Source organism: Solimonas flava DSM 18980, from assembly GCF_000426685.1.
GTDB classification, from domain to species: domain Bacteria; phylum Pseudomonadota; class Gammaproteobacteria; order Nevskiales; family Nevskiaceae; genus Solimonas; species Solimonas flava.
Genome location: NZ_AUFV01000007.1, coordinates 1 through 21,799, shown reverse-complemented (window position 1 = coordinate 21,799; position 21,799 = coordinate 1). Strand labels below are relative to the sequence as shown.

Genomic DNA, 21,799 nt, shown 5'->3' with positions numbered 1-21,799 from the left:
TGCCGAGGGCCCGAACCGCAGATGCGCCAGCGCAATGCCCGGGCGGCGGCAAGCCGCGCCCGCCCGGCGCGCGCCGCGAAGCGTGGGTTCAGGAGGGGCTGTCGCTTAACGCGACGCGCCGAGCAGCGCGAGCACGCGGCTTTCGATGTCGCCGGCGAAACTGTCGCCGAAGCCGTAGTAGATCTGGTCGATCTCGCCGCTTGGCGTGATGATGAAGGTCGCCGGCAGGCGCCAGAGATCGAAGAAGCGCGTGGCGATGCCGATCGGATCGACGATCACCGGATAGGAAACCGGATGCAGCTTGAGGAAGCGCTGTGCCCTGTCGACTTCCTGGTCGATGCTGACCGACAGCACTTCGAAACGCTCGCCGTAGCCCTGCTTTCTCAGACGGCCGTGGATCGCGTCGATCTGCGGCATGGACTCGATGCACGGGCCGCACCACGAGGCCCAGAAATCGAGGACGACGACCTTGCCCTTCAGCGCGCTGAGCTTGGTGCCCTGCGGCCCCTGCAGGACCACGCCGGCGGCTTCCGGCGCCTGCTGGCCGATCTTGATCGCCTGCGCCGGCGCGCTGAGCGCCAGCGCCATGCCCGCCAACAAGCCGACCCAGGCGCGGCGCACAGGCTCAGCGCCGGGGGATCATGCCGGGCGGCAGGCGCCCGGCGAGACCGCGCATCATCTTCGCCATGCCGCCGCTGGCGACCTTCTTCATCATGTCGCGCGTGGTCTCGAACTGGCGCAACAGCTGATTGACCTGCTGCACTTCGAGGCCGGCGCCGGCGGCGATGCGACGCTTGCGCGAGGCCTTGATGAGGTCCGGGAAGCGGCGCTCCTGCGGCGTCATCGAGTTGATGATCGCGATCGTGCGCCGCACCTGCTTTTCGGCATCGACGTTCTTGAGCTGCGCCTGCAGCTGGGCGCCGCCCGGCAGCTTCTCGATCAGCGACTGCATGCTGCCCATGTTCTGCATCTGCAGCATCTGCTCGCGGAAGTCCGCGAGGTCGAAGTTCTTCGACTTTTTCAGCTTCTCGGCGAGCTTCTGCGCCTTCTCGTGGTCGACCTTGCGCGCCGTTTCCTCGATCAGGCTGAGCACGTCGCCCTGGCCGAGGATGCGCGTGGCGATGCGGTCCGGGTGGAAAACCTCGAGGCGGTCGGACTTTTCGCCGACGCCGAGGAACTTGATCGGCTTGCCGGTGACCTGCCGGACCGACAGCGCCGCGCCGCCGCGGGCATCGCCGTCGACCTTGGTCAGGATCACGCCGGTCAGCGGCAGCCGATCGGCGAACGCGCGCGCGGTCTGCGCGGCGTCCTGGCCGGTCATGCTGTCGACGACGAACAGCGTCTCGACCGGATCGAGCGCGGCGTGCAGCGCCGCGATCTCCTGCATCATGTCCTCGTCGACCGTGGTGCGGCCGGCGGTGTCGACGATCAGCACGTCGGCGTACTGTTTGCGCGCCTCGGCGAGCGCCGCTTTGGCGATGTCGACCGGATTCTGGCCGACCTGCGACGGGAAGAATTCGACGCCGACGTTGCCGGCGACGATGCGCAGCTGCTCGATGGCGGCCGGGCGGTAGACGTCGCACGAGACGACGACGACCTTCTTCTTCTGTTCCTTCAGCCACAGCGCCAGCTTGCCGGTGCTGGTGGTCTTGCCCGAACCCTGCAGGCCGGCCATCAGGATGATCGCCGGCGGCTGCGCGCGCAGGTTCAGCGGCTCGGTGACGCCGCCGAGGGTCGCCGTCAGTTCCTGCTGGACGACGCGCAGGAACTCCTGGCCGGGCGTCAGCGACTGCGTGATCTCGACGCCCAGCGCGCGCGCCTTGACCTTGTCGACGAAGTCCTTGACGACCGGCAGCGCCACGTCGGCTTCGAGCAGCGCCATGCGCAGCTCGCGGCTGGCGGCGTTGATCTGCTCTTCGGTCAGGCGGCCCTGGCCGCGGATGGAGTCGAGCACGCGCCCGAGGCGCGTCGTCAGATTTTCGAACATGAAGGGCTACGGAAGTCGGATCGGCCTATTGTAGCGGCGCGGCGCGCGGCCCGGCGGCCGGCGCTCAGTTCAGCGCAATGCTGTCGCCGCGCTTGAGATGGACATATTCCCAGCCGCGCAGCGCGCGCCGGCATTCCCGCTCGATCTGCGCCTCGGTTCCGGGCTTGTGATGCGTCAGGTACAGCTTCGGACGATGCACGAGCTTGCGCAGCTCGACGCCGAGCAGCTCCGGCGTGAAATGCTTCGAAGCATGGCTCAGCGCCGCTTCCTGGTCCGGGAATGCGATCTCGATCATCAGCTTGTCGAGCCGCGGCAGCCGGTTGAGGAACACCCACAGCGCATCGTCGGCGTAGGTGTCGCCAGTGAATGCGAAGGTGCCGCCGCGCGCCTCGATCGCATAGCCGTTGGCGGGCACCGTATGCAGCACGCGAAATGGAATGACCGTGCGCCCCTCGCCGAGATCGATGCGCTCTTCCATCGCCACCTCGCGCCAGCGCAGCAGCGGGGTCGACTCGTCCGGCAGCGTCGAGAAGTCCGGCCAGATCCGCCAGTTGAAGATGTGCTCGCGCAACGCCTGCAGGGTATCGCGGCTGGCGTGCACGACGATCGGCTGCTCGATGCGGTCGAACAGATTGTCGGCCATGAACGCCAGGCCGCAGACATGATCGAGATGGCAGTGCGTGAGGAACACGCGGCGAATGCGCTGCTGCTGGGTCAAGGTCAGGTCGCCGACGCCGGTGCCGGCGTCGATCAGGATTTCCTCGTCGAGCAACAGGCTGGTGGTCCGCAAGCCGGGACCGACGCCGCCACTGCATCCGAGGATCTTGATACGCATAGCTTTCCGGAAAACCCGATCGGACGATGCTAGCACGACGGGCGCCAATGCTATGCTCGCTCCATGATCCTGACCGTACTCGCCGGCGCGCTCTACGTCGCCACCGCGCTGCTGATCTGGCGATGGCCGCAACCGCTCCTCGAGCGCAGTCTGCCGCCGCTCGCACTGCTGCTGCACGGCATCGCGCTGAGCGGCTACGTCTTCCATGGCGGCACCATCACCATCGGCTTCAACGAAGCGCTGTCGATGTTCAGCTGGCAGTCCTCGCTGCTGCTGTGGGCGCTGTGCTTCCGCGAGCCACTGCGCGTGCTCGGCATGGCGGTCTACCCGCTGACCGCCGCCGCGGCGCTGGCCGCGATCATCTGGCCTTCGCCGGTCAGCGACACGATGGTCAGCGACTGGAAAGCCCGCATCCACATCGTGCTGTCGCTGTTCTCGGCCGGCCTGCTGACGCTGGCCGCGGTGCAGTCGATCCTGCTGGCGGCGCAGGACCGCCTGCTGCATCGCCGCCAGCTGACCCGCCTGGCGCGCGCGCTGCCGCCGGTGCAGACCATGGAGCGCCTGCTGTTCCAGCTGATCGGCATCGGTTTCGTGCTGCTGTCGCTGACGCTGCTGTCCGGCCTGTGGTTCATCCGCGACTGGCTGGCCCAGCATCTGGCCCACAAGACCATCCTGTCGGTCACCGCCTGGCTGATCTTCGGCGTGCTGCTGTGGGGTCGCGTCCGGCACGGCTGGCGCGGCCGCACGGCGATCCGCTGGGCCCTCGCCGGCTACGCGACACTGATTCTGGCGTATTTCGGCAGCAAGCTGATCCTTGAAGAAATCCTAGGCCGGCATTGGACTTGAAGCACTTTTCTCATGTGCGGCCGTTGACAGCGACCGACGCGCTTCGATAACTAGAAGCCGCTGACCCGGCCCTCTCGACGCAATCCTACTTGGACGACATACCTCTCGCCGCCCTGCTGGGCCTGCTGATCGCCCTGCTGGCGCTATCGGCGTTCTTCTCCGGCTCCGAAACCGGGCTGATGACGCTCAACCGCTATCGCCTGCGGACGCGCGCCCAGAACGGCGAACGCGGCGCCCGCTATGCCCGGCGCCTGCTGCGACGCCCGGACCGCCTGATCGGCACGATCCTGCTCGGCAACACCTTCGTCAACAATCTGGCGGCGGCGCTCGTCGCGGTGATCACGGCGCGGCTGTTCTCGCACGATTCGGCGATCCTGATCGCGACCGGCGCGATGACGCTGGTCATGCTGATCTTCGCCGAGGTCACGCCGAAGACGCTGGCCGCCCTGCATCCCGAGCGCGTCGCGCTGCCGGCGGCTTACGTCTACTGGTTCCTGCGCCTGCCGCTGTTCCCGTTCGTCTGGGCCGTCAACCTGGTCAGCAACGGCCTGCTGCGCCTGTTCGGCATCACCCCGGAGGACGCCGCCCAGCACAGCCTCAGCTCCGAGGAACTGCGCACCGTGGTGCTCGAGGCCGGCGCGATGATCCCGCAGCGCCACCAGAAGATGCTGCTGTCGATCATCGACCTCGAGAAAGCGACGGTCGAGGACATCATGGTGCCGCGCAACGAGATCGTCGGCATCGACATCGGCGACTCCCGCGAGAGCATCCGCGACGCCGTCATCGGCAGCCAGCACACGCGCCTGCCGGTGTTCGACGGCTCGATCGACAACCTCAAGGGCGTCGTCCATCTGCGCCGTGCCGTGCGCCTGGCCGCCGAGGACAAGCTCGACATCGACAGCCTGCTGGCGCTGGCGACCGAGCCCTACTACGTGCCGGAAGGCACGCCGCTGAACCAGCAGCTGCTGAATTTCCAGAACCAGAAGCGGCGGGTCGGCTTCGTCGTCGACGAGTACGGCGACATCCAGGGCCTGGTCACACTCGAGGACATCCTCGAGGAAGTCGTCGGCGAATTCACCTCGGACCCGGCGACACGGCTGAAGAACGTCTACGCCGACGCCGACGGCTCGTACCGCGTGTCCGGCTCGGTGACGGTGCGCAGCCTCAACCGCAACCTCGACTGGCACCTGCCCACGCAAGGGCCGAAGACGATCAACGGCCTGATGCTCGAACACCTCGAAGCGCTGCCGCAGACCGGCAACCGCGTGGTGGTCGACGGCTATACGCTGGAGATCACCGAAGCGCGCGCCAACGTCATCAAGGCCACGCGCATCTGGCCGCCGAAGAACGGCGGCAACGGCAGCGCGACCCGGCCGCGCGCCGCCTGAGCGCCGCGCCTCAAAGCTGCGCCAGCGCCTCGTCGAGGCGCGATACCGCGACGACGTCGAGATCGAGCTTGGTGCCGCGCCGCGGCCGGTTCGCTTCCGGCACGATCGCGCGCCGGAAGCCCTGCTTGGCGGCTTCGATCAGGCGCTCCTCGCCGCCGGCGACCGGACGCACCTCGCCGGCCAGGCCGATCTCGCCGAAGACGATCCAGTCGCCGGGCACCGGCCGGCTGCGAAAGCTCGACAGCGCCGCCACCAGCAGCGGCAGGTCGGCCGCCGTTTCCTGGATGCGCATGCCGCCGACGACGTTGGCGAACACGTCCTGGTCGCCGAGCGAGATGCCGCCGTGGCGATGCAGCACCGCCAGCAGCATGTTGAGACGATTGCCTTCGAGGCCGAGCGTCACGCGCCGCGGATTGCCGATCGTCGACTGATCGACCAGCGCCTGTACCTCGACCAGCATCGGCCGGCTGCCCTGGCGCGTGACGGTGATGACGCTGCCCGGCACCGGCCCGCCGTGGCGCGACAGGAACAGCGCCGACGGGTTGCTGACTTCCTTGAGGCCACCGTCGGTCATCGCGAACACGCCGAGCTCGTTGACGGCGCCGAAGCGGTTCTTGACGGCGCGGATGATGCGGAAGCGCGAGCCCGGGTCGTGCTCGAAGTAAAGCACCGTGTCGACCATGTGCTCGAGCACGCGCGGGCCGGCGATCGCGCCCTCCTTGGTGACGTGGCCGACCAGCACGACCGCCGTCTGCGCCGACTTCGCGTAGCGCACCAGCTGCGCCGCGCATTCGCGCAGCTGCGACACCGAGCCCGGCGCCGAATCGAGCGTTTCGGTGTACAGCGTCTGGATCGAGTCGATGACGACGAGGCCGGGCCGCAGCGCCTGCAGCTGGGCGATGATCTGCTCGACGCCGGTCTCGGCAAGCACCGGCAGGTCGAGCCGCGTCAGGCCGAGGCGTTGCGCGCGCAGGTGCACCTGCGTCAGCGATTCCTCGCCGGTCACGTAAAGCGTCGGCAGGCGCCCGTGCACTTCGGCGAGCATCTGCAGCAGCAGGGTCGACTTGCCGATGCCCGGATCGCCGCCGATCAGGATCACCGCGCCCGGTACGATGCCGCCGCCGAGCACACGGTCCATCTCGGCGAGCCCGGTATGCGCACGCGGCTCTTCCTGCAGTTCGACCTCGTCAAGCTTCTGTACGCGGCCGCCGGCAAAGCCGGAGATACCGCCGCCGCGCACTTTCGGCGCCGCCGTCGCGATCGTCTCCGTCAGGCTGTTCCAGGCCCCACAATCCGGGCATTGCCCGACCCATTTCGGACTGGTACCACCGCAGTTCTGGCAGACGTATTGGGTTTTGGCTTTGGCCATGCGAGTGCGACGCGTGTAGCGGACGACGAAGTCCGGAACCGCTAGTATCGTCGCTCGTGTCGCCGCAGCACACGGGTCGGGGGGCTTGGTGGTGAAAGAAAAACTGTGGACCAGAGACTGGTTCGCGGCGCTCGCATTTGCTGTCGTGTTCGCCGTGCTCGCATACGGCGTGTTCGCCGAAAGCTTTCAGTCGCTCGAACGCTACACCTACGACCTCGGCGTGCGTACGCGCGATCGCGCGCCGTCCGAGCGGATCGCCATCGTCGCCATCGACGACGCCTCGATCCGCAACCTCGGCCGCTGGCCGTGGCCGCGCACGCTGCAGGCCCAGCTGATCGAGCGGCTGCGCGCCGGCGGCGCCAAGGTGATCGGCAACACCGCGCTCTATCTCGAAGCCGAGCGCAGCGCCGGCAGCGACGACCTGCAGGCCCTGGCCGACGAGCTGCGGCAGTCGCCGCTGAGCCAGCAGATCCCGGCCGAGATCGAAACCTTCGGCGTGATGCTCGACGACGGCGCGCCGCGCAACGCGACGATCGCGGCGATCGCCAAGTCCTATCGCGAGTCGGCGCTGGCCCGCGACTACCGGCAGCTGATCGGCGCGCTCGCCGAGCGCATCGAGACGGCCGCCAGGGCCGGCGGCGCCGGCGACGACGCGCTCGCCGCGGCGCTGTCGGCACAGGGCCGCACCGTACTGCCGATGGTGTTCGAACTCGGCCGCCCGCAGGGCCGGCCGGACGCGCCGCTGCCCGACTACGTGCAACGCAATGCGCTGACCCGGATCGAGGACCGCGTCGGCGCACGCGCCGTCGGCGCGCTGCCGTTGCAGGCGCGCGCGCTGCAGGCGCCGATCGCGAAGCTCGGCGCCGGCGCCAGTGCGATCGGACACCTGAACGTCACGCCGGACATCGACGGCGCCGTGCGCTACGAGCCGCTGGTCGTGCAGTACTACGACGCGTTCTACCCCTCGCTGTCGCTGATGCTGGCGGCGGCGGCGCTGAACCTGAAGCCGGCGGACATCGTCGTGCGCCTCGGCGAAGGCATCGAGCTGGGCGATCTGTCGATCGCGACGACGCCGGCGCTGCGCATGTATACGCAGTTCTACGCCGACCGCGACGGCCGGCCGGCGTTTCCGGTCGACTCGGCCTACGACCTGCTGTCCGGCAAGCTGCCGCCGGACCGCTACCGCGACAAGATCGTGCTGATCGGCACCACCGCCGCCGGCACCGGCGACAGCTTCGCGACACCGGTCGGCGCCGCGATGGCGCCGGTGCTGACGCTCGCGCACAGCGTCTCCAGCGTACTGCAGCAGGATTTCCTGACGCGCCCGGCCTGGTCGCGCTGGGCCCAGCTCGCGGTGCTGCTGCTGCTTGCCGCCTACCTCGCGTTCGCGCTGCCGCGCCTGCGCGCGACCGCCGCCGCGCTGGCGACGCTGGCGCTGGTCGTGATGCTGCTCGGCACGCAGTTCGGGCTGATGGTGGGCGGCGGCCTCTGGCTGCCGCTGACGCTGGCCGCGCTGTTTGTCGCCGTCGGCCATCTGTTCATGACCATCAAGAAGTTCAACATCACCGAGCGCCTCAAGCAGAGCAGCGACATCGAAAGCGCCGAGTCGAACCGCATGCTCGGCCTCGCCTTCCAGGGCCAGGGCCAGCTCGACATGGCGTTCGAGAAGTTCCGTCGCGTGCAGCCGGTCGACGACAAGCTGCTCGACCTCGTCTACAACCTCGCGCTCGACTTCGAGCGCAAGCGCCAGTTCGGCAAGGCGGAGGTCGCCTACCAGTACATCGCCGGCTTCCAGCGCGAGTTCCGCGACGTGCAGCAGAAACTGTCGCGCGCCAAGAAGCTGTCCGAGACCGTGATCCTCGGCAGCCATGCGGCATCGACGCCCGGCGGCACGCTGGTGCTCGACGCCACGCAACAGCTCGAAAAACCGATGCTCGGCCGCTATCAGGTCGAACGCGAGCTCGGCAAAGGCGCAATGGGCGTCGTCTACGCCGGGCGCGACCCGAAGATCGGCCGTCAGGTGGCGATCAAGACGCTGGCGCTGTCTCAGGAGTTCGAGCCCGACGAGCTGGCCGGGGTCAAGGAACGCTTCTTCCGCGAAGCCGAGACCGCCGGGCGTCTCGCGCACCCGCACATCGTGTCGATCTACGATGCCGGCGAGGAGCACGATCTCGCCTATATCGCGATGGAGTTCATCCGCGGCCACGATCTGACGCGGCATACCAAGCCGAACAATCTGCTGCCGGTCGCCGAGGTCCTGCGCCTCGCCGCCGAGGCCGCCGATGCGCTCGACTACGCGCATGCCAACGGCATCGTCCATCGCGATATCAAGCCGGCCAACATGATGCTGCTCGAGAGCACACGAGCGCTGAAGCTGATGGACTTCGGCATCGCCCGCATCACCGACGCCAGCAAGACCAGGACCGGGCTGGTGCTCGGCACCCCGAGCTACATGTCGCCCGAACAGCTGTCGGGCAAAAAGGTCGACGGCCGCTCGGACCTTTTCTCGCTCGGCGTCACGCTGTATCAATTGCTGACCGGCGCCCTGCCGTTCCAGGCCGAATCGATGGCGACACTGATGTTCAAGATCGCGAACGAGCCGCATCTGCCGCCGCAGCTGCTGCGCCCCGACCTGCCCGCCGAAGTCGACGCCATTCTCGCGCGCCTGCTCGACAAGGAGCCGGCGCGCCGCTACGCGCGCGGCCTCGATCTCGCCCGTGACCTGCGCGCCGCCGCCGGCGGCCTGACGGGCTGAAGCGCGGATGGCGCTCAAGGACAAGGTCGCGACGGCGCTGCTCAGCGATCCGGGTCGCGTACGCGGCAACAACGAGGACGCGGTCGCCGAGGACGAGGAGATCGGCCTGCTGGTGCTCGCCGACGGCATGGGCGGCTACAACGCCGGCGAGATCGCCAGCGGCATCGCCGTGACCACCGTGCTCGATGTCGTCAAGCGCAGCTGGCCTTCGCTCAGGCGCGGCGAAGTCGACGCGCACAGCGGCTACAGCAGCGAGGCCATGTTGCTGAAGAGCGCACTGGAGAACGCGCACGCGACGATCCACCAGGTCGCGCAGACGCAGCCGCAATGCGCCGGCATGGGCACGACGATCGTGGTCGCCCTGCTGCACGACGACCGCCTGGCGATCGCCTACGTCGGCGACTCGCGGCTCTACCGTCTGCGCAACGGCACGCTCGAACAGCTGACCCGCGACCACTCGCTGCTCGAGGAGCTGGTCGCACGCGGGCACTACTCGCGCGAAGACGCCACACGGCTGGTCCGCAAGAACATCGTCACCCGCGCGCTCGGCGTCGAGAACGAAGTGCAGGTCGACCTGATCGAGGACACCATCGAAGTCGGCGATCTCGTGCTGCTGTGCTCCGACGGCCTGACCGACATGGTCGGCGACGACACCATCCGCTTAACGCTGGAACGCTACACTGCTAACCTCGAAACGGCGGCGCGCCGGCTCGTCGAGCTCGCCAACGATGCGGGGGGCAGAGACAATATTTCGGTCGTGCTGGCGAGGGCCGACGCGTCGTTCGCGCGTGGCCGGCGCTGGTACGAGCGCCTGATGGAATGGTTCTGATTTCTAGGCACGAAGGCATATGGGCAAGCTCATCGTCACCGACAGCAGCGGACAGTCGCAGGAATTTCCGCTGGACCGCGAGCGCATCAGCATCGGGCGCCACCCGGACAACGACGTCGCACTCAACGACAAGGCCGTCTCCGGCCGCCACGCCGTCATCATCACCGTCCTCCATGATTCGTTCCTCGAGGATCTCGAATCGACCAACGGCACGCTCGTCAACGGCCGCGCGATCAGCAAGCACCCGCTCGCGCACGGCGACGAAATCATGATCGGCCGCAACCGCTTGCGCTATGAAGCGGACGCCGGCGCCGAGGATGACTTCGAGAAGACCATGATCCTGCGTCCGGGCCAGCTCGGCGCCGCCTTCGAGTCGCAGCTGCAGAGCCCGGCCGCCCCCGCCCCTGCGGCCGCCAAGCCGCTGCTCGGCAAGCTGCGCGTCGCCAGCGGCCCGAACGCCGGCAAGGAGCTGGATCTGTCCAAGGCGCTGACCACGGTCGGCAAACCGGGCGTCCAGGTGGCGGCGATCACGCGCCGCGCCGATGGCTACTACATCGTCCACGTCGGCGGCGACAGCGGCGGCAAGCGCGCCCTCGTCAACGGCCAGGAGATCAACACGCAGGCGCGCAAGCTGCAGCCCGGCGACACGATCGAACTGCTCGGCACGCAGATGAGCTTCTTCACGGCCTGATCGCGCCCGGCCGCGAACCCGCGGCGCGCCCCTCGCCTGCCCCGCCGCGGCCTCAGTGCGCGGCGAACGCCGGCGTGTCCTCGGGCCCGTGCAGATGGCGGAAGTGCACGCGCTGCGTGAGCCCGCAGAACAGCTCGTACGACAGCGTGTCGGCGTGGGCGGCCACTTCATCGGCCGACAGCGCGGGTCCCCAGAGCTGCACGGCGTCGCCGACCCGCGCCTGCGGCGCGGCGCGCAGGTCGACCGTGATCATGTCCATCGAGACACGTCCGGCGAGCGCCACGCGGCGGCCGTCGACGATCAGCGGCGTACCGTTGCGGAACGCCCGGTGCAGACCATCGGCGTAGCCGATCGCGACGACGCCGACCGGCATCCGCTCCGGACAGATGTAGCGGCGGCTGTAGCCGATGCTCTCGCCGCCGGCAAAGGTGCGGATCGCGATCAGGCGGCTCTCCAGTGTCATCGCCGGACGCAGGCCGAGCGTCGCCGCGCTGAGCTCCGGCAACGGCGAGCAGCCGTACAGCGCCAGCCCGGGGCGGATCCAGTCGACGCGCGCCTGCGGCCAGGCGATGACGCCGGCCGAATTGGCGATCGAGCGCGGGCCGGGTACGCCGGCCAGCGCCGCGCCGAAGCTCTCGATCTGCCGGCGCGTGAATTCGCTGCCGGGTTCGTCGGCGCAGGCCAGATGCGTCAGCCAGCCCTCCAGCTTCCAGTTCGGATGGCGATGCAGCACCTCGCGCAGCCGCGGCACGTCGGCGAGCGGAAAACCGAGCCGGTGCATGCCGCTGTCGAGCTTGAACCACAGCGTCAGCTGCGCGCTGTCCGGCAGCGCCTCGAGCAGTTCGATCTGCCAGTGGTCGTGCACCACGACCTGCAGGCGTTCATAGACCGCAAGCGCGGCTTCTTCCTGCGAGATCACGCCTTCGAGCAGCGCGATCGGGGCGATGATGTGCGCCTGGCGCAGTTCCATCGCTTCTTCGAGGCAGGCCACGGCCAGCGCGTCGACGCCGGCCGCTTCCAGTGCCCGCGCCACCGGCACCGCACCGTGGCCGTAGGCATCCGCCTTGACCGGCGCCATGACGCGCGACCGCGGCGCCAGCGCGCGCATGACGCGCAGGTTGTGTTGGATCGCCGCGAGGTCGATCGTCGCCGTGACGCGTGGAATCATTCGCCCGGATCGAAGCCGCCGTAGCCCTGCGCCAGATTCTCGAAGCGCGTGAATTCACCGAAGAACGCCGTCCGCACCGTGCCGAGCGGGCCGTTACGCTGCTTGGCAATGATGATTTCGGCCGTGCCCTTGTCCGGCGATTCCTTGTTGTAAACCTCGTCACGGTAGATGAACAGGCACAAGTCGGCGTCCTGTTCGATACCGCCCGACTCGCGCAGGTCGGCCATGCGCGGACGCTTGTTGTCGCGCTGCTCGACGCCGCGGTTGAGCTGCGACAGCGCGATCACCGGCACTTCGAGTTCCTTGCCGAGCGCCTTGAGGCTGCGCGAGATCTCGGCGATTTCGCCGGTACGGTTGTCCTTCGTGCCGGGCACCTGCATCAGCTGGATGTAGTCGACGACGATCAGGCCGAGCCCATGGCGCGACTTGACGCGTCGTGCGCGCGCGCGGATGTCGAGCGGCGACATCGCGCCGGTCTCGTCGATGTACAGCGGCGCCTCGCGCAGGAAGCCGCTCTGCGAGACGAGGCGGTCCATGTCGCGGTCGTCGAGCTCGCCGCTGCGCAGCTTGCCGAGCGGAATGCGCGCGAACGAGGACAGCATACGCATCGCCAGCTGCTCGGCCGGCATTTCCATGCTGAACACGAGCGCCGGCTTCTTCTCGTACATGACGACGTGCTCGGCGATGTTGAGCGCAAAGGTCGTCTTGCCCATCGACGGACGGCCGGCGACGATGACGAGGTCGCCCGGATGCAGGCCGGTCGTGCTGCGGTCGAGATCGGAAAAGCCGCTCGACAGACCGGCGAGCTGGCCCTGATTCGAGCGCAGCATGTCGATCTTCTTCTCGAGCGCGTCGATCAGCCCCGGCATCGCGTAATAGTCGTTCTTCGTGCGATCGGCCTTGGCGCGCAGCTTGAAGACCTTCTGTTCGGCCAGATCGAGCAGTTCCGCGTACGAGCGCCCGTCGGGCCGGTAGCCGAGCTCGGCGATCTCGCCGCCGGCGCTGGCCAGCGAGCGCAGCACGGCCCGTTCGCGGACGATCTCCGCGTAGGCCAGGACGTTGGCCGCGCTCGGCGTGTCGTTGGCGAGCGTGCCGAGGTAGGCCAGGCCGCCGGCGGCTTCGAGCTGGCTGCGCGCCTTCAGATGCTCGGCGAGCGTGACAAAGTCGCAGGGCTTCTGGTTGCCGGCCAGTTCGGCGATCGCGCGGAAGATCAGCTGGTGATCCTCGCGGTAGAAATCCTCGGCGTTGAGCTTGTCGGCCAGATCGTCCCAATGCCGGTTCTCCAGCATCAGACCGCCGAGCACCGACTGCTCGGCCTCGACCGAGTACGGCGGTGCCTTCGGCTGCTGCTGGAGTTTCAGAGGGGTGCTCATCGGGCTGAAGATTATGCAGCGAATGCGGCCGGGACGGGGCCGCGGGACGACGGAAACGAAACGGCCCGCGCGAGGCGGGCCGTTTCACGAAGCACGAAGCGGATCGCGTCTTAGCGAGACTGCTGTCGTTCCTCGGTGACGACCACGGTCAGCGAGGTCTCGACTTCGGTGTGCAGGCGCACCGCGATCTCGTAGCTGCCGATCGCGCGGATCGGGCCGGTGATCATGTCGATCTCGCTCTTCTTCAGGTCGAGGCCGGCCGCTTCGGCGGCTTCGACGATCTCGCCCGGGCCGACCGAGCCGTACAGCTTGCCTTCTTCCGAGGCCAGCACCTTGATCGTCAGCGTCTGGCCGGCCAGCTTCTCGGCGCGGGCCTTGGCGGCGTTGATGCTGTCGCCGGCCTTCTTCACCAGCTCAGCCTTGCGGGCCTCGAACACCTTGCGGTTGGCTTCCGTCGCCGGCAGCGCCTTGCCCTGCGGCAGCAGGTAGTTGCGGCCGAAACCGGACTTGACCTTCACGGTCTCGCCGAGGTCGCCGAGCTTCTTGATCTTCTCGAGCAGAATGACTTCCATGGGCTCGCTCCCTTACACGTGCTTGTCGGTGTACGGCAGCAGCGCCAGGAAGCGCGCGCGCTTGATCGCCAGCGCCAGCTCGCGCTGGTAGCGCGTGCGCGTACCGGTGATGCGGGCCGGCACGATCTTGCCGTTCTCGCCGATGTAACCCTTGAGCAACGCAAGATCCTTGTAGTCGATCTTCGGCGCGTTGTCCGAGCTGAACTTGCAGGACTTCTTGCGGCGGTAGAACTGCTGTGCCATGGCTTAGACTCCTTCCTCGGCGTTCGCTTCTTCGGTCGCGCCTTCGGCGTCGGTACCGCGCGAGCGGAACTCGCCCGGCTTCTTTTCCTCTTCCGGCGCCTTGAACAGGGGCGACTGCTCGGTCGCCGCGGCTTCGGCGCGGATCACCAGCTTGCGGATGACCGCGTCGTTGAAGCGGAACGCGTTCTCCAGCTCGGCCAGCGTGGCGTCGTTGATCTCGACGTTCATCAGCACGTAGTGGGCCTTGTGCGCCTTGGCGATCGGGTACGCGAGCTGGCGGCGACCCCAGTCTTCGAGGCGGTGAACCTGGCCGCCACCGGCCTGGATCATGTTCTTGTAACGCTCGGTCATGGCCGGAACCTGTTCGCTCTGGTCCGGATGCACCATGACGACAATCTCATAGTGACGCATCGCATCTCCTTGTGGACGCATGCATTTCTGCGTGCGGCTCCCCGTTCCGGCGCAGCTGCGGCGTCACGGTGGAGCAAGTGAAACCCCGCACCGGAATGGCACGAGGGGCGCGCATATTAGGGGAATCGTGCCGCTGGCGCAATGAAATCGACGCCCCGCCCCGGCGCCCGGCGCCCCGACAGCCGGCGCTCGTGGCTACTTGCGGCGCCGCGGCGCGGGCGGATGGCGCTGCCGATACGCCTCGTAGAGGCACACGGCGGTGGCCACCGAGACGTTGAGGCTCTCGGTCTTGCCCTGCATCGGGATTTTCACGAGACGGTCGCAGGTCTCGCGCGTCAGGCGCCGCAGCCCCTCGCCCTCGGCCCCCATGACCAGCACGGTCGGACCGGTGAGGTCGACCTCGTAGAGCGTCTCCGTCGCTTCGCCGGCCAGCCCGGTGGTCCAGTAGCCGAGTTCCTTCAGGCGCTCCAGCGTACGCGCGAGGTTGGTCACCGCGACCAGCGGCACGCGCTCGGCGCTGCCGGCGGCGGCGGCCCGCGCCGCCGCCGTCAGGCTGGCGCTGCGGTCCTTCGGAATGATGACGGCATTGACCCCGACGGCTTCGGCGGTGCGCAGGCAGGCACCGAGGTTGTGCGGGTCCTGCACGCCGTCGAGGGCCAGGAACCAGCGGTCCTTCTCGGCCGGCTGATAGAGCGCGTCCTCGGCATCGAAAGCCTTTTCCGGCACGTAGGCGAGCACGCCCTGATGGCGCAACTCGGGCGCCTTGAGATCGAGGTCGGCGCGCGGCACCACGCGCAGCCGCACCTCGTACTGCCGCGCCAGCGCCTGCACACGGCGGGCGCGATCGTCGTTACGGGTATCGGCGAGCAGGATCTCGAAGGGTTTGTCGTGCGCGTCTTCGAGCGCCGCCAGAACCGCATGAAAGCCGCCGATCAATGTCGATTTCGCCACGTGCCGCTCTTTGTGTTGCCGATCAGGGCGGCATTGTCCCAGATTCGCGCGCCGCGCTGCGACCATCCGCTGGCGCGCCCGGCGGACAACGCCGGGCGCCACGACGAAGAAAGCCCCGCATCGGCGGGGCTTTCTTCGTGGCGCAGACGCCTGCTCAGCCGCCGAGATACGGCGGCGGCGTCCAGGCCTGCTGCTCCTGCCCTTCGATGACCGGCTTGATGACGATGTCGACGCGGCGGTTGCGCGGCTCGTTGACGTTGTCGGCGGTGCGCACCAGCGGCTCACGCTCGCCGCGACCCTCCTGACGGATGCGCTGGCTCGGCACGCCCTGGCTGGCGAGGTAGGTCGCCACCGAGTTCGCGCGGCTCGCTGACAGGCGCATGTTGTACTCATCGCTGCCGGTCGTGTCGGTGTGACCGACGACGTGGATCACCGTCTTGTCGTAGGACTTCAGGATGTTGGCGATCTTGGCGTAGGTATCGAGCGCCTCCGGCTTGAGCTGGGCGCTGTTGAGATCGAAGCTCACATCGCTGGCGATGCCGACTTTCAGCGAGCCGTCGGACAGCTTGGTGATCTGCAACTCGTTGTTGCGCTGTTCCTCGGCGAGCTGCTGGTTCAGTTCCGCCTGCTGGCGATCCATGTAATTGCCGGCCGCCCCGCCGGCGATCGCGCCGATCACCGCACCCACGATCGGGGCGCCACGGGCATGGCTGACCTGATTGCCCAGCACGCCGCCGGCGACCGCACCGATCACGGCGCCGGTCTTGGCGCGGCGGTTCGGATCATCGGTCGCGCACGCGGCGAGCGTGACGGTCACCGCGGCGAGCACGGCGATACGAACAGTTTTCATCGACGTTTCCTCGGATTGGAATTCGGCTTCGAATGCGACTTCTCCGGCCGCGATTGTCTGGCCTGGGGCTGAAGCGAATCTGAACGCGGCCCGCGCCGGGCGGCCGGCGCCTTCGAGATCTGACGGATCAGTTCGAGGTCGATCTTGCGCTCGTCAAGATTGACCCGCACCAGCTTGACCCGCAGGCGATCACCGAGCCCGTGGCTCATGCCGCTGCGGCTGCCGCTGAGCCGGTGCGCACGATCGTCGAACTCGTAGTAGTCGTTCTTCAGCGTGGCGACGTGCACGAGTCCGTCGACATACAGACCCTCCAGCTCGACGAACAATCCGAACGGCGCGACACCGCTGACGATGCCGTCGAACTCCTCGCCGACACGGTGGCTCATGTATTCGCACTTGAGCCAGGTCACGACCTCGCGCGTCGCCTCGTCGGCGCGGCGTTCGGTCATCGAGCAGTGCGTGCCGAACGCTTCCATCTGCTCGGCGCCGTAGATGAAGTCGGGCTTGCGGCGCAGCAGACGACGCTTGATCAGCGCGTGCTTGATGGCGCGATGCAGCAGCAAGTCCGGATAACGGCGGATCGGCGAGGTGAAATGCGCGTAGTGGGTCAGCGCCAGGCCGAAGTGCCCGACGTTGGCCGGGCTGTAGCGGGCCTGCATCAGCGTGCGCAGCAGCACGGTCTGGATCAGCGTCAGGTCCGGCCGGGTCTTGGCCTGCTCGAGCACGCGCGCGAAATCGCCGGCCTTCGGCTTGTCGCCGCCGCCGAGGCTCAGGCCCTTGAGGGCCAGGAATTCGCGCAGCGTGCCCACCTTCATCGCATCCGGATCTTCGTGAACGCGATAGAGATTCGGCAGCTTGTGCTTCTCGACCAGCTTCGCCGACTCGACGTTGGCGGCGACCATGCATTCCTCGATCAGCCGGTGCGCGCGATTGCGCTTGACCGGCACGATACGGTCGATCTTGCGCTCGCCCGAGAACACGATGCGCGTCTCGGTCGACTCGAAGTCGATCGCGCCACGCCGCAACCGCGCCGCGAACAGCGCCGAGAACACTTCGTCGAGTACCTGCAGGTGCGGCACGATCGTCGCGCGCTTCTGCGCAAGCTCGCCGGCCGGCTCATCGAGCATGGCCGCGACGTCTTCGTAGATCAGTCGCGCGTGGCTGCGCATCACCGCTTCGTAGAAGCGCGACTTGGCGACCTCGCCGTCCGGCATCACGCGCATCTCGCAAACCATGCACAGGCGCTCGACCTCGGGGTTCAGCGAGCACAGGCCGTTCGACAGCTTCTCCGGCAGCATCGGAATCACGCGCTGCGGGAAGTAGACGGAATTGCCGCGGCGCAGCGCTTCCTTGTCGAGCGGCGATTCCGGCTTCACATACGCGGAGACGTCGGCGATCGCGACCCACAGCGTCCAGCCGCCACGACGTTCGCGGCGCGCGTGGACCGCGTCGTCGAAGTCGCGGGCGTCGGCACCGTCGATCGTCATCAGCGGCAGCTGGCGCAGGTCCTCGCGGCCCTCGATCTGCTCCGGCTGCACCGTATCGGGAATCGCCGCGGCCTCGCGCTCGACGGCGTCCGGCCATTCGTTCGGCAGGCTGTGCGCGCGGATCGCCGCTTCGATCTCCATGCCCGGCGCCAGATGCTCGCCGAGGATTTCGATGACCTTGCCGACCGGCAGCGTGCGGTTGCCCGGCGGCTCGACGATCTCGGCGACGACCATCTGGCCGTGCCGTGCGCCGGCCAGATCATCGGCCGGGATCAGCAGGTCCTGCTGCACGCGCGGATTGTCCGGGATGACATACGAGACGCCGCGCTCGACGTGCAGGCGCCCGACGACGCTGCGGCTGACCCGCTCGATGACCTCGGCGACGACGCCCTCGGGACGGCCCTTGTAATCGAGGCCGACGACACGCACGAGCACGCGGTCGCCGTTCATCAGCGAACGCATCTGCCGCGGCGCCAGGAACACGTCCTTGCCGCCGGCATCCGGGATCAGGAAGCCGAAGCCGTCGCGGTGCGCCTGCACCACGCCGGCGATCAGATTCATCTGCGTCACCGGCCCGTAGGCGCCGCGCCGGTTGGCGACCAGCTGGCCCTCGCGGACCATCGCCACGAGCCGCTTCGACAGCGCCTCCTGCTGCGACAGCTTGCCGAGCCCGAACGCGCCGACCAGTTCGTCGAGCGTCAGCGGGCCCTCGTGCTGGGCGAGCGTCTCGAGAATCAGATTGCGGCTGGGAATGGGATCCGCGTAGCGCGCCTGTTCCTGCGCGTACTCGGCATCTTGTGTCTGCCAGGCGGTGCCCGGCTGGGCGGCGCGGTGCGCCGATTTGGAGTGGTCCTTGGACTTCGTTCTTTTCATTGACAAAGGTAGTTGGCGTCGCCACAATGCGCGCCCTTGACGTCATCCGCAAGTCTGTAAACGCGGAGGCGCAGCCGCTCAAATGCCGAGATGGCGGAATTGGTAGACGCACCAGTTTCAGGTACTGGCGGGTAACACCGTGGAGGTTCGAGTCCTCTTCTCGGCACCATTGTAGCGTTCTGGGAGGTTTCCGGAACGTACGCAGAAAACCGCGCTTCGGCGCGGTTTTTTGTTGTCCGTCGTTTTTTGCCGGCCGCCCGACTCCTCTGGCCGGCATGCGCCGGATCTGCGCTCGATGCCGGCCGCATCAGCAAGGCCGCGTGGCGGCCCGATGCGGGTCGCTGCTGGCATGCTCGCTGCGTACACCAGGCATCCGCCCGCATGAGGAACCCGCCTTGACGCCGCTCGACGCCCTTCCCGTCCGCTACGCCGACATCCAGGCCGCCGCCGCGCGCATCCGCCCCTACGTGCACCGCACGCCGGTGCTGCATTCGACGCAGCTCGACGCGCTGCTCGGCGCCGAGCTTCATTTCAAATGCGAGAATTTCCAGCGCATCGGCGCCTTCAAGGCGCGCGGCGCGCACAACGCGGTGTTCGCGCTCGACGACGAGGACGTGCGCCGCGGCGTCGCCACGCACTCATCCGGCAATCATGCCGCCGCGCTGAGCCTCGCCGCCCGCAATCGCGGCGTGCCGGCCTGGATCGTGATGCCGAGCAACGCGCCGCAGGCCAAGATCGAATCGGTGCGGCGCCTCGGCGGCCGCATCCAGTTCTGCGAGCCGACGCTGCAGGCGCGCGAAGCGATGGCCGCCGAACTGGTCGCGCGCGAAGGCGCGCGCCTCGTGCACCCGCACGACGACCTGCTGGTGATCGCCGGACAGGGCACCGCGACCGCGGAACTGATCGAAGACGTGCCCGGTCTGGACGCGATCGTCGCGCCGGTCGGCGGCGGCGGGCTCATGGCCGGCACTGCGGTCGCGGCGCGCGCGCTGCGCCCGGACATCCGCATCATCGCCACCGAACCGGCGGCCGCCGATGACGCCTACCGCTCGTGGCGGCAGGGCCGGCGGCTGCGCGACGGCAGTCCCGACACGATCGCCGACGGCCTGCGCACGACGCTCGGCGCCCACGGCTTCACGATCATGCAGGCGCTGCTCGACGACTTCGCGACCGCCAGCGAAAGCGCGATCGTCGAGGCGATGCGGCGGATCTGGCAGATCCTGAAGATCGTCGTCGAGCCGAGCAGCGCGGTGGCGCTCGCCGCACTGCTGGAGAACCGCGAACGCCTGAACCTGCAGGGCGCCCGCATCGGCGTGATCCTGACCGGCGGCAACGTCGATCTCGATCGCCTGCCCTGGTAGCGCACCAAGCCGCTGGACGCGGCAGCGGTTAGGGCTGGTCCGTGCCGCAGAACGCGAAATCGCAGTCGGGCTGGCGGCCGTCGATGATGTCGGCGATCGCGCGGCCCGAGCCGCAGCCGTGCGTCCAGCCCAGCGTGCCGTGGCCGGTATTGAGATACAGGCCTTCGACCTTGCTGCGGCCGATGTACGGCACGTTGCTCGGCGTCGACGGCCGCAGGCCGGTCCAGTACTGCGCCAGCTCGGCGCGGCTGACACCGGGAAACACGTCCAGCGTGCGCCGTACGATGGCCTCGCAGCGCACGCGATTCAGCTCCATCGAATAGCTGTTGATCTCCGCCGTACCGGCCGCGCGCAGACGGTCGCCGAAACGCGAGAACACCACTTTGTGCTCCTCATCGGTCAGACAGACCGTCGGCGCCAGCGCCGGTTCGAGCACCGGCAGCGTCACCGAGTAGCCTTTGACCGGGAAGATGTCGAGATCGACGCCGGCGGTGCGCGCGAGCTGCGGACTGAAGCTGCCGAGCGCCAGCACGTAGGCATCGGCCTTCTCGACCTGATACGCACCGCTCTCGTCGGCATACTCGACGCCGCGCATGCGCCCGCCCTCGGCATGCAGGCGCTGGATGCGCACGCCGTAGCGGAACTGCACGCCGAGCGCCGCGCAGCGCTCGGCGAGGCGGGTCGTGAACAGATACACGTCGCCCGACTCGTCGGCGCGGCTGTACGTCGCGCCGACCAGCTGCGGACGAATCTGCGCCAGTGCCGGCTCGATGCGCACGGCCTCGTCGGCGTCGATCAGCAGACGCTCGCAGCCGAGTTCGCGCATCAGCTGCGCACCGCCGTCGGCCTTGGCGAATTCCTTCTCGCTCGTGAAGTACTGCAGGATGCCGCGCTCGAGGTGGTCGTACTCGATGCCGGTCTCGGCACGCAGCGCCTGCAGGCTTTCGCGGCTATACAGGCCCAGCCGCAACAGCTGGACCGTGTTGTGCCGTGTGCGCGCCGAGGTGCATTCGCCAAGGAACTTCAGCCCCCAGGACCATTGCGCCGCATCGGCGCGCAGGCGAAACAGCAGCGGCGCGTCTTCCTTGCCCAGCCAGCGCAACAGCTTCCAGGGCGCCGCCGGATTCGCCCACGGCTCGGCATGGATCACCGAAATCTGCCCGCCGTTGCCGAAGCTCGTTTCGCGCGCCGCGCCGGCATTGCGCTCGAGTACGACGACCTCATGCCCGGCCCTGGCGAGATACCAGGCGGAAGCCACGCCGATCACTCCGGCGCCCATCACGATCACTTTCATTCGACACTCCGCAAGCCGCGACGCCGACGATCAGCTGTCACCGGCAGCGCGCAAGCCCGCGCACGCCGTGCATCGCACGCCTGCCGGCAAGGCCGCACAAGCGCGCCGCCCTGCTGCAGGAGCGGCGCAACGGGCGCCGCACCGAATCAAAATGGGGCCGGAGAACCTTGCGCTGCGAGAGCCGCCGTTCGGGCCCCGTTTCCTTCGCAACGAAACCCGCAGCACCGGGTCCCCCGTCCCGCTAAAACCAAGAAGGTCTGAAAAGCTCGCCATCGCGAGGCCGTGCTGCGGCCGTGGCGATCCAGAGACGCCCATTGCGTGGCGCGCCGCTGGATTGCTTCGTCGCCTGCGGCTCCTCGCAACGACGATGTATGAGCTTCTTCAGACCCTCCCTAAAGCTGTTCGTTACCGACCAGCCCGATGTTGGTGACGCCCAGACGCTGGGCGTCGGCCAGCGCCGCGGCCACGTATTTGTACTCGACCAGCCGGTTCGGGCGGATGTGGAATTCCGGCTGC

General features: G+C 68.1%; 20 protein-coding genes and 1 tRNA gene. 7 read left to right on the top strand and 14 right to left on the bottom strand.

Annotation, left to right across the window (positions count from 1 at the left end; all coding sequences use genetic code 11):
• Nucleotides 1-105 precede the first annotated feature (105 nt).
• From K343_RS0107575 to K343_RS21315, 3 genes are all read right to left on the bottom strand, one after another.
• Nucleotides 106-621 (bottom strand): TlpA family protein disulfide reductase, encoded by a 516-nt coding sequence (locus K343_RS0107575; RefSeq protein ID WP_028007549.1) that lies wholly within the window; start codon nt 619-621, stop codon nt 106-108.
• Nucleotides 622-625: 4 nt separating this feature from the next.
• Nucleotides 626-1,987 carry a signal recognition particle protein gene (gene ffh, locus K343_RS0107570; RefSeq protein ID WP_020648383.1) on the bottom strand — a complete coding sequence of 454 codons (1,362 nt, stop codon included), beginning with the start codon at nt 1,985-1,987 and terminating at the stop codon, nt 626-628.
• 64 nt (nt 1,988-2,051) lie between these two features.
• On the bottom strand, nt 2,052-2,822 hold the full coding sequence (locus K343_RS21315; protein WP_043112301.1) for a 3',5'-cyclic-nucleotide phosphodiesterase: 771 nt from the start codon (nt 2,820-2,822) through the stop codon (nt 2,052-2,054).
• Between the two features lie 63 nt (nt 2,823-2,885).
• On the opposite strand from K343_RS21315, the gene K343_RS0107560 reads away from it, so the two are divergent.
• Together K343_RS0107560 and K343_RS0107555 are read left to right on the top strand one after the other, a co-directional pair.
• Entirely contained in the window at nt 2,886-3,668 is a 783-nt protein-coding gene (locus K343_RS0107560; RefSeq protein ID WP_028007548.1) for a cytochrome C assembly family protein, read from the top strand.
• A gap of 89 nt (nt 3,669-3,757) precedes the next feature.
• Nucleotides 3,758-5,056: an HlyC/CorC family transporter gene (locus K343_RS0107555; RefSeq protein WP_043112299.1), complete on the top strand. Its 1,299-nt coding sequence runs from the start codon at nt 3,758-3,760 to the stop codon at nt 5,054-5,056.
• Between the two features lie 10 nt (nt 5,057-5,066).
• Here K343_RS0107555 and radA read toward each other — a convergent pair whose 3' ends face one another.
• Nucleotides 5,067-6,425, bottom strand: a complete 1,359-nt coding sequence (gene radA / locus K343_RS0107550; RefSeq protein WP_028007546.1) for a DNA repair protein RadA — start codon at nt 6,423-6,425, stop codon at nt 5,067-5,069.
• 91 nt (nt 6,426-6,516) lie between these two features.
• On the opposite strand from radA, the gene K343_RS0107545 reads away from it, so the two are divergent.
• The 3 genes from K343_RS0107545 to K343_RS0107535 are packed head-to-tail and all read left to right on the top strand — an operon-like array spanning nt 6,517 to nt 10,700.
• Nucleotides 6,517-9,180, top strand: coding sequence for a CHASE2 domain-containing serine/threonine-protein kinase (locus K343_RS0107545; protein ID WP_028007545.1), 2,664 nt, complete (start codon nt 6,517-6,519; stop codon nt 9,178-9,180).
• A 7-nt stretch (nt 9,181-9,187) separates the two neighbouring features.
• Nucleotides 9,188-10,009: a Stp1/IreP family PP2C-type Ser/Thr phosphatase gene (locus K343_RS0107540; protein ID WP_051278039.1), complete on the top strand. Its 822-nt coding sequence runs from the start codon at nt 9,188-9,190 to the stop codon at nt 10,007-10,009.
• 19 nt (nt 10,010-10,028) lie between these two features.
• Complete coding sequence (locus K343_RS0107535; protein WP_028007543.1) at nt 10,029-10,700, top strand: FHA domain-containing protein; 672 nt, start codon at nt 10,029-10,031, stop codon at nt 10,698-10,700.
• 52 nt (nt 10,701-10,752) lie between these two features.
• Here K343_RS0107535 and alr read toward each other — a convergent pair whose 3' ends face one another.
• The 8 genes from alr to rnr all read right to left on the bottom strand — a co-directional run bounded on the left by alr (nt 10,753) and on the right by rnr (nt 18,628).
• Nucleotides 10,753-11,868 carry an alanine racemase gene (alr, locus tag K343_RS0107530; protein ID WP_028007542.1) on the bottom strand — a complete coding sequence of 372 codons (1,116 nt, stop codon included), beginning with the start codon at nt 11,866-11,868 and terminating at the stop codon, nt 10,753-10,755.
• Nucleotides 11,865-13,241 (bottom strand): replicative DNA helicase, encoded by a 1,377-nt coding sequence (gene dnaB, locus K343_RS0107525; RefSeq protein ID WP_028007541.1) that lies wholly within the window; start codon nt 13,239-13,241, stop codon nt 11,865-11,867. Before dnaB ends, alr begins: the two co-directional genes overlap by 4 nt.
• 110 nt (nt 13,242-13,351) lie before the next feature.
• Nucleotides 13,352-13,813: a 50S ribosomal protein L9 gene (rplI, locus tag K343_RS0107520; RefSeq protein ID WP_028007540.1), complete on the bottom strand. Its 462-nt coding sequence runs from the start codon at nt 13,811-13,813 to the stop codon at nt 13,352-13,354.
• A 12-nt stretch (nt 13,814-13,825) separates the two neighbouring features.
• On the bottom strand, nt 13,826-14,056 hold the full coding sequence (gene rpsR, locus K343_RS0107515; RefSeq protein WP_020648393.1) for a 30S ribosomal protein S18: 231 nt from the start codon (nt 14,054-14,056) through the stop codon (nt 13,826-13,828).
• Nucleotides 14,057-14,059: 3 nt separating this feature from the next.
• Nucleotides 14,060-14,467 (bottom strand): 30S ribosomal protein S6, encoded by a 408-nt coding sequence (rpsF, locus tag K343_RS0107510; RefSeq protein WP_028007539.1) that lies wholly within the window; start codon nt 14,465-14,467, stop codon nt 14,060-14,062.
• Between the two features lie 195 nt (nt 14,468-14,662).
• Nucleotides 14,663-15,418, bottom strand: coding sequence for a 23S rRNA (guanosine(2251)-2'-O)-methyltransferase RlmB (gene rlmB, locus K343_RS0107505; protein ID WP_028007538.1), 756 nt, complete (start codon nt 15,416-15,418; stop codon nt 14,663-14,665).
• Between the two features lie 154 nt (nt 15,419-15,572).
• Nucleotides 15,573-16,268, bottom strand: a complete 696-nt coding sequence (locus K343_RS0107500; RefSeq protein ID WP_028007537.1) for a YiaD family glycine zipper/OmpA-like lipoprotein — start codon at nt 16,266-16,268, stop codon at nt 15,573-15,575.
• Nucleotides 16,265-18,628, bottom strand: a complete 2,364-nt coding sequence (gene rnr / locus K343_RS21310; RefSeq protein ID WP_051278038.1) for a ribonuclease R — start codon at nt 18,626-18,628, stop codon at nt 16,265-16,267. Before rnr ends, K343_RS0107500 begins: the two co-directional genes overlap by 4 nt.
• 84 nt (nt 18,629-18,712) lie before the next feature.
• On the opposite strand from rnr, the gene K343_RS0107490 reads away from it, so the two are divergent.
• Nucleotides 18,713-18,797, top strand: a tRNA-Leu gene (locus K343_RS0107490).
• A gap of 226 nt (nt 18,798-19,023) precedes the next feature.
• Nucleotides 19,024-19,989: a pyridoxal-phosphate dependent enzyme gene (locus K343_RS0107485; protein WP_051278037.1), complete on the top strand. Its 966-nt coding sequence runs from the start codon at nt 19,024-19,026 to the stop codon at nt 19,987-19,989.
• Between the two features lie 28 nt (nt 19,990-20,017).
• On the opposite strand, the gene K343_RS0107480 is transcribed toward K343_RS0107485, so the two are convergent.
• The gene (locus K343_RS0107480) at nt 20,018-21,283 is read right to left on the bottom strand and encodes a D-amino acid dehydrogenase (RefSeq protein ID WP_028007535.1); all 1,266 of its coding nucleotides are present in this window, start codon (nt 21,281-21,283) and stop codon (nt 20,018-20,020) included.
• A 392-nt stretch (nt 21,284-21,675) separates the two neighbouring features.
• Nucleotides 21,676-21,799, bottom strand: a 124-nt coding sequence (locus K343_RS25285; protein WP_043112297.1) for an ExbD/TolR family protein, incomplete at its 5' end; no start/stop codon positions are given.

Coding starts and splice junctions, on each gene's coding strand:
- ffh (WP_020648383.1), bottom strand. CDS start 1,987: ATGTTCGAAAATCTGACGACGCGCCTCGGGCGCGTGCTCGACTCCATC.
- K343_RS21315 (WP_043112301.1), bottom strand. CDS start 2,822: ATGCGTATCAAGATCCTCGGATGCAGTGGCGGCGTCGGTCCCGGCTTG.
- K343_RS0107560 (WP_028007548.1), top strand. CDS start 2,886: ATGATCCTGACCGTACTCGCCGGCGCGCTCTACGTCGCCACCGCGCTG.
- radA (WP_028007546.1), bottom strand. CDS start 6,425: ATGGCCAAAGCCAAAACCCAATACGTCTGCCAGAACTGCGGTGGTACC.
- K343_RS0107540 (WP_051278039.1), top strand. CDS start 9,188: ATGGCGCTCAAGGACAAGGTCGCGACGGCGCTGCTCAGCGATCCGGGT.
- K343_RS0107535 (WP_028007543.1), top strand. CDS start 10,029: ATGGGCAAGCTCATCGTCACCGACAGCAGCGGACAGTCGCAGGAATTT.
- alr (WP_028007542.1), bottom strand. CDS start 11,868: ATGATTCCACGCGTCACGGCGACGATCGACCTCGCGGCGATCCAACAC.
- dnaB (WP_028007541.1), bottom strand. CDS start 13,241: ATGAGCACCCCTCTGAAACTCCAGCAGCAGCCGAAGGCACCGCCGTAC.
- rplI (WP_028007540.1), bottom strand. CDS start 13,813: ATGGAAGTCATTCTGCTCGAGAAGATCAAGAAGCTCGGCGACCTCGGC.
- rpsR (WP_020648393.1), bottom strand. CDS start 14,056: ATGGCACAGCAGTTCTACCGCCGCAAGAAGTCCTGCAAGTTCAGCTCG.
- rpsF (WP_028007539.1), bottom strand. CDS start 14,467: ATGCGTCACTATGAGATTGTCGTCATGGTGCATCCGGACCAGAGCGAA.
- K343_RS0107500 (WP_028007537.1), bottom strand. CDS start 16,268: ATGAAAACTGTTCGTATCGCCGTGCTCGCCGCGGTGACCGTCACGCTC.
- rnr (WP_051278038.1), bottom strand. CDS start 18,628: ATGAAAAGAACGAAGTCCAAGGACCACTCCAAATCGGCGCACCGCGCC.
- K343_RS0107480 (WP_028007535.1), bottom strand. CDS start 21,283: ATGAAAGTGATCGTGATGGGCGCCGGAGTGATCGGCGTGGCTTCCGCC.